At 61.2% G+C, this 13,795-nt stretch carries 8 protein-coding genes; 7 read left to right on the forward strand and 1 reads right to left on the reverse strand.

Features of this window, described 5'->3' with window-relative positions:
- The 5 genes from B4589_RS17155 to B4589_RS17175 are packed head-to-tail and all read left to right on the forward strand — an operon-like array spanning nucleotide 1 to nucleotide 9,156.
- Nucleotides 1–1,116, forward strand: a complete 1,116-nt coding sequence (locus tag B4589_RS17155; protein ID WP_074878667.1) for a hypothetical protein — start codon at nucleotides 1–3, stop codon at nucleotides 1,114–1,116.
- Between the two features lie 2 nt (nucleotides 1,117–1,118).
- Nucleotides 1,119–2,240, forward strand: a complete 1,122-nt coding sequence (locus tag B4589_RS17160; protein WP_074878665.1) for a hypothetical protein — start codon at nucleotides 1,119–1,121, stop codon at nucleotides 2,238–2,240.
- A complete protein-coding gene (locus B4589_RS17165; RefSeq protein ID WP_079235333.1) occupies nucleotides 2,233–4,458 on the forward strand; it encodes a VirB4 family type IV secretion system protein in 2,226 nt (741 codons plus the stop codon). The genes B4589_RS17160 and B4589_RS17165 overlap by 8 nt, the downstream gene beginning before the upstream one ends.
- Nucleotides 4,451–8,275: a hypothetical protein gene (locus tag B4589_RS17170; protein ID WP_079235332.1), complete on the forward strand. Its 3,825-nt coding sequence runs from the start codon at nucleotides 4,451–4,453 to the stop codon at nucleotides 8,273–8,275. Before B4589_RS17165 ends, B4589_RS17170 begins: the two co-directional genes overlap by 8 nt.
- On the forward strand, nucleotides 8,272–9,156 hold the full coding sequence (locus tag B4589_RS17175) for a DNA primase (protein ID WP_079235331.1): 885 nt from the start codon (nucleotides 8,272–8,274) through the stop codon (nucleotides 9,154–9,156). Before B4589_RS17170 ends, B4589_RS17175 begins: the two co-directional genes overlap by 4 nt.
- 9 nt (nucleotides 9,157–9,165) lie before the next feature.
- Here the strand turns inward: B4589_RS17175 and B4589_RS17180 are convergent, their stop codons facing one another.
- Nucleotides 9,166–10,398, reverse strand: a complete 1,233-nt coding sequence (locus tag B4589_RS17180; protein ID WP_079235330.1) for an RNA-guided endonuclease TnpB family protein — start codon at nucleotides 10,396–10,398, stop codon at nucleotides 9,166–9,168.
- A gap of 144 nt (nucleotides 10,399–10,542) precedes the next feature.
- Between B4589_RS17180 and B4589_RS17185 the strand changes: the two genes are divergently transcribed.
- Nucleotides 10,543–12,066: a primase-associated protein gene (locus B4589_RS17185; protein WP_079235329.1), complete on the forward strand. Its 1,524-nt coding sequence runs from the start codon at nucleotides 10,543–10,545 to the stop codon at nucleotides 12,064–12,066.
- Nucleotides 12,067–12,345: 279 nt separating this feature from the next.
- Nucleotides 12,346–13,254: a DMT family transporter gene (locus B4589_RS17190; RefSeq protein ID WP_251344715.1), complete on the forward strand. Its 909-nt coding sequence runs from the start codon at nucleotides 12,346–12,348 to the stop codon at nucleotides 13,252–13,254.
- The last annotated feature ends 541 nt before the right edge of the window (nucleotides 13,255–13,795 follow it).

Consider the following 13,795-nt stretch of genomic DNA (forward strand, 5'->3'; position numbering starts at 1 on the left):
ATGGTGGACCTGATTGATGTCGTCCTAGAGGGGTTCAAAGACGTCGTCGATTGGGTGATCTCCCTCTTCATGGAGGGATTGAACACTGGTTATGAAACCCTCACTGAGGAGATGTTCGGGACTCCAACGCCCGAAACCGACGGTGCATTTGTCTTTGGTGCGCCAACAAACGGACCCTGGCCTGCAATTCGGGATGCGTTGGTCGGAGGTGAGATTATGCTCATCTCATTACTCCTTCTGGTGATGTGTATTCAAGGGCGACACACAGTTCGGATATTCAATATCGGAAGTGTATACGAAGCGAGACGGACAAAGAAGACTGCGTGGGTTGGCGCGTTTCTTATCATCAGCTGGTACTGGGTCAGTGTTCTTGGTCTCTACATCGTCGACGGGTTCACCATCGCATTGATGCCGAGTCTCGAAACCCTGGGTGATGCGATGCTGAATTTTCTCAAAGAATCTCTGACCAATCCCGGGCTTGCATTCGTGTTCGCAATTGTTGGTGGCCTCTCGATGTGGGCACTTGAGGCCCTCTACTATATTCGAGAGGTATTGCTTTACGTGTATGTCTACGGGATGCCGATAGCGTTTGCTCTCGCCTATGGTAATGTCCCAGTCCTTTCGGACATCGCGATGGGATTCTCCAAGCGGTTTGTTCCTTTGGCGGTTCTACCCCTCCCAGCAGCAGTCGTGTTCAAAGGATACGATTTGCTGTATTCGGAAGGGGCCCTCACGCCAAATAGTGCGTTTCTGAAGTACCTGGTTGCCGCGTCACTGCCGCTTATCGCGCTCTATATCACTTGGAAGACGTTCAAATACGCAACCCCGCTGACGGCGAAAGTTATCGGCGGCGCCACCAAGGGCGCAGCCCTCATCGGCGGCGTAGCTGCCGGTGCGTATGTTGGGGGTGCCGGCGTCGCGACAACCGCTGCTCGGTGGGGGCCGAAAGCCGCAGCCGGCCATGCCGTTGCACAGAAAGCTGCGGCCCAAGGCGGTCATGGTGAGGGTGGAGATAGTACGCCCTCATACCGACGGACCGAGAACGACCCTGGTGGTACTACGTCGGATACAGCGGGTGAGGAACGCGGAATGGACTTTGATAGAGGTATCCACTAACAATGTCGATAGATCAAGACGCAGCCGCACGGCGCATCATGGACCAGTTCGGCGAGGAGAGTCGCATCCCCTACCTCAACATTGAGGAGGGTGACGTCGGCGTCCTGATCGCCTTTCCGATCGTCGGCCTATTCATCGCCGGCCTCACGGGGATCGAATCGCTCGCACTTCCGTTCGTCGCCGGCGGCTTCGGCTTTGGCGTTGCCATCGTCTACGTCTCTCCCGATCACCTGAACGCGTGGACGTGGACCAAGGACGTCTATCGGTACGTCAAACGGCCGCAGATTACCTTCAGTGCTCCCGAAGACGCTGATGGGAGTACCAACGAGACAGAGCGGAATGAGGGCGGTCTGGCGAACTACACGCCCTTCAAGCCGGACGAACGTACGCAGGACCTCACGAACATCGAGCGAGCGTGGCCGGGCGCAAGAGCCATTCAGCGGGCCGACGGGACGATGGAGGCGTTCATCGAGATCGACCCGGACAACATGGACTTCGCGATGTCCGACGACTGGGCACAGCTCCAAGACGCCGGCGAGGACTTCGCCAACAAAGAGCTGGATTCGAAGCTCAAACTCCACGCCACAACCCGCTCATTCCCGGTGGAGCAGATCACGGAGAACATCGAGGACCGCCTCAACGACGAGGACGTCACGGAGAATCCGATCTTCAAGGAACTCCTCGAGGAGTACCGGGAGACCCGGCCGAAGGAGATGCGGGAGCGCGGCATCCAGCAGGTGCGATACTACATCGGCGTCCAGGTCAGCCCGTTGGAGGTCTACGACCGCTTCCGCGACGAGGGCACGCCCGCCGAGAAGCTGACGCAGTTTCCCGTCATCGGCTTCCTGTTCAACCCGTTCGTCACCCGTCGCGAGGACCTCACCGACGTCGAACGTCGCGCACAGATGTTCGAGAAGCTCGACAGTCGGGTGAACGACGTGCGATCCGAGTTCATCCAGCAGGCGTCCGGATGGTCCGCACGGCGGCTCAGCACGGTCGAACTGTTCGTCCTGAATATGGACTTCTGGAACGGTCGCGAACACGACTACGACGAGGCAGAGCGTGTCGTTCGCGAACAGCCGATCATCGGCCAGTCGCGCCGGGAGGATGCGTTCGATGCGTAGCGCGATCCTTCAAGCGGGAGGCGGCGTGGGCAGTCAGCTCGTCAGGTGGCTCTCCAGTCCGACCTCTACGGAGGGCGCAGCGCTCTATCTCCTCATCGTTGGCCTGCTCGGTATCGGTGGGAAACTCCTCTGGGACTGGTACACCGAAGACGACACGGAAGAAGTCGAGTTCTCCGACGTACTCGACGAGGAGACACTCGAACAGGGCGAGGCCGAACGCCAGCTCCTCGACGACATCGCCGAATCACACAAGACGGTGACCGCGCCGGCTGCCGCCGAGTGGGAAACGCGAGCCGCACGGGTCGGCGAGCAGTGGACGACGACGCTGTACATCGCTGACTACCCGGACTACCCCAACGACGGCTACCTCTCCGAGCTCTTCGAGATGACGGACGTGCAGTTCGATTTGACGGCCCACATCACGCCGAAGAACCAGGAGCGGGCGCGGAACGAACTGCAGGATATCGCTGACGACCTCCAGGTGGATGCTGACCTCGAACAGAGTATCCGGAGTGCCTACCTACAGGAACGCGCCAACGAGGCCGCAGCGACGTACAAGGCCGTCGAGAACGGCGCGAACGTCTTCGACCAGGGGATGTTCATCACGGTCAGAGCCGACGAGAAGGAGGACCTCCGCGACGCCGTCCAGGAGGTCAAGAGTGCGCTCCGTGACGACCCAGCCAACCTCACGCCGAAGACCGCGATCTGCCGGCAGGACCTCGCGCTCCAGTCCGCCGCGCCCATCGGTGACAACGAGTTCGGCCGCGAGTCCATCGCGCTCGGCGGCGCCGTCGGGGCGTTGCTGTCCTCGCCGCACAACGCGACGATCCTCGAGGAGGGCGGCGTCGAGTTCGGGATTCACAAGGACAACCAGAGCCCCGTGGTCATCGACCCGTTCGCCCGGGACAACGGCTACGCGATGTTCACCGTCGGCGACACGGGCTCCGGGAAGTCGTTCAGCTCCAAGCAGAACTTCATCCGCTCCATCGAGCAAAGCAAGGACCGTATCGGCATCATCCTCGAACCGTTGAACAATTGGGCCGGCGTCGCGGAAGCGCTCGATGCCAAACGCATCACGGTTGGCGGGACGCTCGGACTGAACCCCCTGGAGATTCGGGAGACGCCCGAGCACGTCCAGCGGGCAATGGGCGAGGACGCCAGCCCGTTCAACGAGAAGCTCGACGACGCGATGAGCTTCCTCACCAACTTCTTCGCGCTCCGCGGGATCTCGCTGGGTGACCGCCGGACGACGCTGGAACTCGGCCTCAAGCGCGCGTATAAGCGCAACGGCATCACCGACGACATCTCCACGCACGACAACCCGAGTCCGACCATCCGGGACATGATGGACGTCTTCGAGGACATGGTCGACGAGCCCGAGGAGTTCGTCGTCCGATCCGACGAGGAGGCGGGGAAGATCAAGGAGGACGCGACGTGGCTACTCGACCAGCTACGCCCCTTCGAGGACGACGGTCGCCACGCCAATCTCGGCCAAGAATCGGACTTCGACATCCGCGACGAGAAGGTCATTTACCTCGATCTCGCCCAGCAGGAAGGGAGTGTCGACAGCAGCACGGCGCTGACGATGCAGCTGCTCATCTCGCTGGTCTACGAGCGTGCGAAAGTCTCAGAGAAGGAGGTCGTGTTCTACATCGACGAGGCGCGCTACATTATGCAGGACGCCGCGAGCTTGGCGTTCCTCGAAACGGTGTTCCGCCACCACCGTCACCACGACCTCTCGATCCGGCTGGTCACCCAGACCGTCGACGAGTTCTTCGAGCACGCCGAGTCCGAGGCCATCCTTGACCAGTGTGCCGTTAAGCAGTTCCACCGCCTCGACGGGATGGATGAAGAGTGGGCTGACGAGTTCGGCCTGAACTACGCGCAGATGCGGTTCGTCCAGGACGCCGTCCCCGGCAACGAGGACGCCGGCTTCTCCGAGGCACTCGTCGGCGTCGACGGCGAGTGGCGCGGCATCAAGGTCAAAGCGATGCCCAAGGAGAAGCAGGTCATCGACTTCGACCCGACCTCACAAGTTCGGTCCTCGCTGCCCGGCGCCGGCGACGACGCCGTCGATACCGAGATGCAGGAGTTCCAGGAAGCGCTCGAGCATCGAGCAACGAACGGAACGAACGAAACGAGCGAAGCGAACGAGGAATCAGACGCCGTCGAAGCTGAGCCAGACGGCGGGTCTACGGAGGAGACCAACGATGGCTGACTACCTGCGTGTCACACCGACGTCCGAGCGACTCGATCCGGAGAGTATCTCCCGGGTCCTCGACAGCCTCCACAAACTGACCACGCCCGGCTCGTCGGGCCTCGGGGCGAAGCTGAACCCACTCCACAGTGAGACACCACCCCGATTCGAGTTCCTCGCAATCAGTGATGGCCCGGACGACCCGGTGGAGTTTTTCTACGGGGCCGATGCAAACCTCGATACGCTTGAGAAGCGCCTCCGCTCCATCTATCCAGCCACGTTCGACATCGAACGCGTCGACGTCGACGTCGCCTCTCGGCTCATTCAGCCAGTCGAGTTCACACCGCAGGAATTCGTCGACCACTACGAGGCCGGGCGGCTGCAGTACGAGTTTGGCCCGGCAGAACAGTACGACATTGTCGACGAGGAATCAGGGGACTCCGAGCCAGCCGAAGCGGACCCCGTTGTCGACGGCGGTACAGCATCCACGAGCGTCCCCGATCATCACGTTACTGTCGGGGACTCAGCCCTCGAACTAGCGCCGCCCGATGCACTTCCAGACGACGAGGAAGAGCGACGGGCCATCGAGAAGCCGACGATGACACCGGCGGGAACGATTCTGGCTCGCCCGGCACAAGACGCTGTCTCGCCGCTCGGGGTTCGGTGGTGTGGCGCCGCGTCGCGGAAGCAGGACTGGATGACCTCACTGACGCCGTTCACGGCAGAGGAAACGAACGGCGATCTCCCCTCCGTCGACGAGCCCGGCGCGGCGCTGGCGTCGCTAATCGACCATCTGATGGAGGCGACAGCGCCGACAGCGTTCCAAGTCGTCTTCCAACGGCGTGCCAGCTGGCAGTCCGACGCGGAGGTGCGGAAAGAGGACCTCGTCGACGGCCGGGATACGTTCTTCCAGGAAGTCGTCGGTTCGTTGCTCGAGGTCGAGGAGCAGCGGAGCGACCAGGACGACCGGCAGCTCAGCGAGGCCGTCGAGAAGCGGATCGAGTACATCGACGCGAAGAACGCCAAACGGTCGTTCACGGTCAATATCCGGGCCGTCGGCGTCCCCACCGACGACACCCGCGACGACCTCGATGGCCGGATGGACTCGCTCCTCCCCGTGTTCGACCCGCTTGATGGGCCGTTCTACGAGGTTGAAGGACAACGCCTCCGGGACAGTGGCTTCCGCGAGAAAACGAAGGAGAAGAAGGCACGAGCTGCTCTCCAGCGCCTTCTCAACCGCGATCTGACGACGGAGCGTGGGAAGACCCGTCCCGAGCTGGTCCTCTGTGGGACGGAGCTCGCGAACTTCGTGCTCGTCCCCTCCTCCGAACAGTTGACAGTTGAAGGGACGCGGGGGACCAGGGCTGAACAGCAGAGCCGGAATCCGCTTCCATGGCCGAATCCAGATCTGATCCAGCAGTTCCAAGACGGGATGGCCATCGGCTACGCGCTCGACGAGAACGGTGAGCCACGGCCGGATCCGATCCGGATCCCGCCGGACCTGTTGCCGACGCATTACGGGCGGTTCGCGTCGACTGGTGGCGGGAAGTCGAAGGCCATCATCAACGACGCGCTCTCGCTCCGCGAGACGACGGGTGGCCCCGTCGTCCTCGTCGACCCGAAGGGTGACGGGATGTGTGAGAACTACCTGCGCTGCCACTACGAGCGGTTCGGTGGCCTCGACGACGTCTACCACTTCCGCGTCCCGGAGACCATTCCCGCGTTCTCCTTCTTCGACATCCGGCCCGCGCTCGAAGCCGGTCGCAACCGAGAGGACGCGATTCAGGACAAGGTCGACCACTGCCACGACATCCTCCGGATGATTATGGGCCGCGAGCAGTACGGCCAGGCGTTCGTCGCGAACGAGATCCTCAGCTACCTGATCAAGGCGCTATTCGACAAGGAGTACGGGAGCGACGTGTTCGGACTGGACGACCTCTTCGCCGCCGCGCTCCGGATGCAGCGCGACCAGACGATTCCCCCGGTCTCGGCGGACAACCAGAATATCGAGGAGTCGCTGACGCGCCACTTCGCGAAGGACAACCACCAGTTCCAGGTGTCGATGGACGCCGTCGGGAACCGCCTCGACAAGCTCAAAGAGGACGCGCATCTCCGGCGGATCTTCAGCCACGTCCCCGAACAGAACGACGCCGGCGAGTACGTCGACAACCGCTTCGACTTCCGCGAGTTCCTCGATGAAGACGCCACCATCATCTTCGACCTCGGCGACCTGCGGCCGGAGGCTCAGCGTGCGATCACGCTCCTGCTGTTGAGCAACCTTTGGGACGCCGTGCAGGTGCGCCGGCGCGATGGCCAGACCGACTATGAGAAGCTCACGAACCTCATCATCGAAGAGGCGGCGCCGGTTGCGTCGACGAAGCTCGTCTCCGAGCAGCTACTGCCGCAGGGCCGATCGTTCGGGCTGAGTATGGGGCTCGTGATGCAGTTCCCTGAACAGGTACGAAATCGGAACGAGCGGGCCTACGACGAGGTGCTGAACAACATCAAGACGAAGCTCATTGGCAACATCTCGATCGAACGCGATCTCGCGGAGTCGCTTGCCCACGAGGACCTCAGCCCGACCGAACTCCGCAACCGGATCAACACGCTTCCGAGCGGCGAGTGGATTGCGCAGCTCCCGAGCCCATCCTTCGGGGAGACTGGTCCGCCGCCGTTTTCGCTGAAGCCGCTCCCGATTGCGCCGGGGCATCCAGAAAGCGACCAGCCGCTCACAGAGCCCCAGGAAGATCATTTCGAGTCCGTGTCCCGGCCACGGATGGTTGAGCGGACACAGGCCCAGTACGGGCTGACAGAGCCGACTGAGTCGGGCACTGCTCCGGAAGAGACTGGCTGGGGTAGTACGGGGACCGAGACAACGGGCTCGGCTGCCGACGGCGACACAGGAACGGACCCGACGCAATCCGCGTTCATCAGCAAATCGACGACCGAAGATGCGTCGACGTCGACCACCCAGCCCGAGGCGGACAGCGACCCAGATGCAGACGAGTCGGAGATGAGCCCCCTGTTCGGGCAGGCCGCCGAGACGGACGAGGAATCAGCTGGTGACCAAACAGCGGAGCCGGAGAACGGGGCAACACCCGTTCAGGAAAGTAGCGTGCCCGTCCCCGATGACGAACTCCAACAACGCGGGCTCAGTCGAGACGACGTTCGGTTCCTGAATCGGGTCCTCGACGTGATGAATCGAGAGGACGACGAGTGCACGCTACTGGACAGGATGAGCCAGCTTCGGGACGAATACGACGACCTCCATGTGGAGCGGCTGACGGAGCAGGACCTCCTGGAAGCGGACTCCGCGGCGGGGCGCAAGTACTACACCGTCCTCCCGGACGGTCGAGACCTCCTCGGGAGAGAATTGAAGGCGGGACCAGGAGCGGGCGATCTCGGCGAGAAAACGCCACACAAGGTTGGCGTCCGGCTCCTCGAGCTCTGGCTCCACCTGCAGGACGACGTTGTCCGCGTGGACCCGTACTACGAAACCGACGACGGCACCGTACTGGACGTGGCCGGCTTCGACGCGGACGGCGATCTCGTCTGGGCCGGCGAAGCAGAGCTCGCGAGTAACAACCGGCACGCCCCAGTCGAGGATTACGACAAACTCAGCGCGGTGGACGCCGACGCGATCTGGGCCTTCAACAACCGAGAGACGGCGCTCGACGTCCTGGAAAGCCTTGCCGACGCGGATCGGATCGACGAGCGGGTCAGCGGGCGGGCGGCACGGTCGTTCGCGACCATCAGAGACGCTGTCGACGACTTCGATGCTGCGGGCCTGACCACCGTTCGGGGCTTCAAAAATCTCGATCAAGAACTCAACCCATGACCTGGCGACAGGCGACCCGCGAGGAGATCTACGCCTACTACGCCGAGGAGTTCCCCCGCTATCTGGACGACCTGCCGGAATTCATCACGGCGACCGGCCCGAAACAGTACGCCGTCGCCTTCCGCGAGTCCCACCCGGTTCGCAAAGACGAGGTGCCGGCCAAGGACTTCATCCGGCGGGATACGTGGCAAACAGATGCTTCGGGGGACCGAACGACGCCAGAATTCGACGACTTCGAGGACGTCGTCGAGTTCATTCGGCACCCCGCTCGCAACGACCCGCTCGGCCGAAGCCAATTCGCGCTTGCTGATCCGGTGGTACTGGAGCAACCGGATCTACGGCCCGACGCCGTCTACTACGCGCTGGATCACTGGGAACGACCCTGGATCCTCCTCGTCGACATCGACGCCAAAGAGATCGCCCGAGACCGAGCGGACGAGATGGTGTCGGCGGACGTCGACGACCGGGACGACGATGCGCTTCTCGACGCTACGGGTATCTTCGACGCCGCTCCCGAGGGGTATCCGTACGCCTTCGAAGACGTCGACCGCGCCATCGAGTACGGGTTCGAAGTGCGCGACATCTTCGAGGACGATTTCGACGCCGAGGAGACGATGGTCGTCTACAGCGGGCAGGGTGTCCACGTCTACCTGCTGGATACCGACCCGGCGCACCGATACGACGAGCAGAGTCGCGAGGTGTTGAACGACCTCCTTCTCGAGACGTACGACATCCCCATCGACCCCGTCGTGACGGCCGACCGCCGGCGTGTCGCTCGCCTGCCCTACTCGCTGCACGCCGACGTCTGTAGCATCGTCCAACCTATCGAGAGTCCGGCGTTCGACGTTCGGTCAGCGACGCCCGAAGTGATCGACGAGTAAGTTAGCTCACTATTGGGGCTGTGAACTTTCAGCATGGACTCCCGCTCTAACCGAATCCGGTACGGGTTTGACCCCGTTCGCGTTCAGCATCCCGCTGTTCAAGCGCACACCTACGGGTGCGCCTCCCTCGCCCCCGGTTTGGTTGCGAAGGAGTCGATAGCCGATGTTTTTCGCTGCGTTATAGTCCGCGTGGTTCTCGTACCCACAGGACTGACAGCAGAACGTGTCCTGCGACGGGCGGTTTTCCGCATGGGTGAAGCCACACGACGAGCACCGCTTCGACGTGTTCTTTGGGTTCACCTGTTCGACGCGGATGCCACGTTCCTCGGCCTTGTACGAGACGTACTCGTACAGGCGGCGGAATGCCCACTCGTGGAACTTACGGGCGTCGGGCATCCGATCACGGATATCCGTCAGGTCCTCAAAGGCAATGACCGTGCAACCGCTCTCGCTGGCTTCAGCGACGAGATCGTTCGCGACACGGTGAAGATACTGCTCGAAGTGTCCCGTCTCCTTGCGCCCGACCGCTTGGACGTTCTCGTGGGCCCACCGCGACCCACACTCTTGGAGCGATGTCCGGCGCTCGACGTACTCCTGTCGCCAGTGGTTGAGTTCGTCGGCAGACCAGAACACGCCGGTCGAGGTGACGACGATGTTCTTGATCCCGAGATCCACGCCGAGAACCGTTCCGTTCTCGACTGGGACGGGGTCTTCCACGTCCGCCTTTGTTCGGACGTGAAGGTAAAACTCTCCACGGCGGTAGTGGAGTGTCGCGCCTGTCGTCTCCCACCCGTCAGACCGAAGATACTCCGAGTGGGGCGTATCACGGGTCTTGTCGGGCAAGACGTACTCGACAGTGACGCGTCCATTGACGGTAGACAACGTGGCGTGGTCGTCGTGGAACGTGGCGTTGCGCTGGTTATAATCGCAGAATGGCGAGGAGAACGACGGGAGCGAGGCGTATTCGCCTTTCTTCCACTTTGCGACGACGCTCTTGAGCGCGTCAACAGCACGGTTGCGAGCCGATTGGACGTGATTGCTGTGGAGTCGGGTCTGCTCGCGGACTTCGTCGTAGGTCAGCTCTTGCAGGACGGACGAACGGGTTTCAGCCCACTCGCCGTCCCACGCAGCGTCCACGACGTAATTGGCCGCCCACAGGAACTCGTCAATCGTCTCGTGAAGCAGGTCCGCCTGTTCGTCGGTCACGTCGAGTTTGACCGGGACGGTCCGACGGACCTCCATATGACTCACAATACAAGCCATGCTTAAATTGGTTAATATGATACGGTGGGGAAACCAGTCCGCCGCCAGTAATGAGAGTAGTATGGCCAAACGGATGCACTCTAGCTCACGCTTGAACAGGTTGTTTTCCGCCTAATCGTAACTATGAGTCCGAGTACCCCCACCGACGACGAGGATATGGCGTATCGAGTTGCGGCACTCCCGCTGGAGTACGGTGAGACCCGCATCAACCAACTGTTTACGCGTGGGTACAATCGATACGTCGTCGACGGCGAGGACCAACCAGAGGACCTCGTGAACGACGTCGAGCGGTTCGGGACGGCGGCGTTCAAAGAGCAGGTCCGTGTCGACGCCGCCGAGGAGCCGTTTGTCGACGAACCGGGGACGCTGGCTGTGCTCGCGACGCTGAGTGCGATCTGTGTGAAAGCACACCCGAAGTTCGAGCACGCGTCACCACGGAACATCCAGGTGCTCTACGACATCCGGGAGCTGTACGTCAACAATCTCGCTTCCCTCATCCACGCCCACGGCGATGGGTCACTCCAGCAGGACATCGCCGACGTGCTGTACAGCAAGGAGCCCGGTGAGGATGGCCCGCATCCGGGTCGGGTCTGTACGGGCATCACGGAGATGCCGGAGTTCGGGGATGGCCTCTACCTCGAAATCCCGATGGCGGCGGCGTCACGCAAATGCCTCGTTCGCGAGGGCGAGTCGTCGACGGGGAGTGACGATGGTGGGGAGATACTGACGCGAGTGAAAGACAACAAGCTGTACGTCCCGGTGGGTGATTTCGACAGCAAGTATCGCGACTATGCTGAGCGGGCATTCAAGAAGCTCCTGCGAGTTCAGGAGGACGGCCTTTCCGACGACCAGCTGTCGTGGTTGACCACGAACGAGTCGGCGATTACGGAGCGAATCGACCGCTTCCTCGAGATCGGCCATCACGAGCGTATCTGGCGGAACTGGGACCGTGGGGAACGGACGATCCGCGTCCTCCGACGGGCCCTGAGTGACGCCCCCGACGACGTCGCGCAAACGGGCGAGTTCCACACGGCGAAAGAGCTCTACCGAGCGGTCGCGGCGTACGACGCTGAAGATGACTGGGAATTCTCCGTGACGGATTGGATTTCGAGTCCAAGCAGTCTCGCGAAGACACTGGCCGACCACGAGTCCCACTCGGCCGTCACGATCGACCGCGACGGGCGCGTCAATACGTACCGAATCGGGCGAGCCGGAACCGGCGCCGAACAGATCGAGGTGCGAGAGATCGAGGACCTCTTCGAACTTCCCTGTATGGCGAATATGGAGGAGCGACTGCACGAGAAGAAGCCGGTTCGGAAGGATCTCTACAACTTCGCGCGGATGGTGATGTGGCTCCCGCAGTACCAAGACAGCAGCCTCGACGAGATAGTCGCGGACCTCAAGGATGTTTTCTCCCGGTGGCCATGGTACGACGAGCAGGAGACCGAATACCAGGTCCGCTACGAGTTCTCGAACACAATCGACGGCGACACGCCGTTGCCGATGAACTGCGATAACGACGATCTGCAGCGCTACTGCATCGGCCAAGACCAGTGTCCTTACTCGATCTGGGGTAGTCTCCCCTTCCCGGATGAGATGTACGAGCAGGTCGAGGAGGAATCAGCTGGGCCCGCTGAGCAATTCTGAATCATAGACAACCCCGAATCTGTGGAATCCTTAGAAAGTGATTGGTTTGGCGACTCTGCTGATAAGAGAGAGCGGATCGACCGTCGCGTTGAATCGCTAGGTACAGAGGATATATTCAGCAGGCGGTCGCCGTTCGTTTCACGTGACCGAGGTGGAACGGTGGTTCGGTAGGTGTGCAGACTCGATGAGTAGGCCAGCGTGTTCGTTATCGAACTGCCGTCACAGAGTCGACGGTGGACACCATAGGATATATGAATCGGTGAGCGGAAAGTAAAACCAGTGAGGACCGAGTATCAGAACCTCCTCCTGTTCGGCATATACAGCGTCTGTGGTGCGCTCGTCTTCGTCGGCGCGAAGCTGGGCATGCCGGACGTGCCGCCATTACTGTTCGCGGCACTCCGCCTCGATATCGCCGGCGTGGCGTTACTCGCCGTCGCCGGCTGGCGTTCGACGTACTGGCTCCCCCGCACGCGCCGCGATGTGCTCGGCGTGGGGGTCGTCGGCGTGTTCACGCTCGGTGTCATGAACGCCGTCTTGTTCGCCGGCCAGCAGTACGTCACCAGCGCCGTCGGTGCGATCGCCTACAGTTTCATGCCAGTCCTGACGACGGGATTCGCCGTCCTCCTGTTGCCGACAGCCTCGCTCGACATCGTCGACGCATTCGGCATCCTTCTTGGATTCCTTGGAGTCGGTATCGTCGCCCAGCCGTCGGCAGCAGCCATTCATGCAGACCGTCTCATCGGATTCGGACTGATGATCGGGAGCGTTGCGATATTCGCACTCGGCACCGTGCTGACCCAACGGGTGCAGCCAGCGCTTCCCCGACTCGCGCTCACCGCGTGGGGTGTGCTCCTTGCTGCGGTCGTAAACCACGGTATCGCCGTCGTCTTCGGCTATTCGCTGACCGCGATTACGTGGACGTCCACCGCCATTACTGGCGTTGTCGTTGAGAGCCTCCTCGCGACAGCCGTCTTGTACGCCGTCCATTTCGAACTCATCGACAGAATCGGGCCTGCTCGGACGAGTCTCAATTTCTATCTGCAACCAATCGTCGCAGCACCGATCGGATTGGTCCTGTTCGACAACCGATTGGCGACCGTGAGTCTGGTTGGCTTCCTCATCATCTTCGTCGGGTTCGTACTCATCGAAAGAGAAGTGATACTCAATACCTGCTACTCCGCTACGTAACAACAAACTCGACCCGGATTCCATGACCGGTACGCACACCTAATTAACGGTCAATTCTCTATCGAAGGTGCGAAACAAACATCGGCAGCATTCTGCATTTATCCCCTATATTCAGCAAACCGGTTGTATGAGTTGGGAGGATTTCAGCAGACCCACTCTCCTCAGAATATCGAGAATTATACTGCGGACTAGAATTAGGTTCTTCTGAACCCCCGTCGAGCAATTTTCAGCGGCTAACACGGCCGGAATCGAGGGAATAGGGAGTATTCCACGATTCGAGGTACCGAGCCGAAGAACCTCGAGAGATATACAACAGGTGAAGCAGGGGTTTCCGGGTATCCAGATACGTCCAAAATCGCCTTCGTTACCCCGCCGTCGAGCAATTTTTGAGGTTAAAGTATCATCTCGGAACTCGTCGAGGTACTTTCTACATCCTCAAATCGGCCCGACGAGGTTCTCCTGCGATTTGAGGGCGTTATGTCGCCTTGCATATCGCGGTTTTGGTCCAAAGAAAGAGGCGATATGCAGTGTGCGAAGGCCG

Source organism: Halolamina sp. CBA1230, from assembly GCF_002025255.2.
GTDB lineage: Archaea > Halobacteriota > Halobacteria > Halobacteriales > Haloferacaceae > Halolamina.

Coding starts and splice junctions, on each gene's coding strand:
- B4589_RS17175 (WP_079235331.1), top strand. CDS start 8,272: ATGACCTGGCGACAGGCGACCCGCGAGGAGATCTACGCCTACTACGCC.
- B4589_RS17155 (WP_074878667.1), top strand. CDS start 1: ATGGTGGACCTGATTGATGTCGTCCTAGAGGGGTTCAAAGACGTCGTC.
- B4589_RS17160 (WP_074878665.1), top strand. CDS start 1,119: ATGTCGATAGATCAAGACGCAGCCGCACGGCGCATCATGGACCAGTTC.
- B4589_RS17170 (WP_079235332.1), top strand. CDS start 4,451: ATGGCTGACTACCTGCGTGTCACACCGACGTCCGAGCGACTCGATCCG.
- B4589_RS17165 (WP_079235333.1), top strand. CDS start 2,233: ATGCGTAGCGCGATCCTTCAAGCGGGAGGCGGCGTGGGCAGTCAGCTC.
- B4589_RS17180 (WP_079235330.1), bottom strand. CDS start 10,398: ATGGAGGTCCGTCGGACCGTCCCGGTCAAACTCGACGTGACCGACGAA.
- B4589_RS17185 (WP_079235329.1), top strand. CDS start 10,543: ATGAGTCCGAGTACCCCCACCGACGACGAGGATATGGCGTATCGAGTT.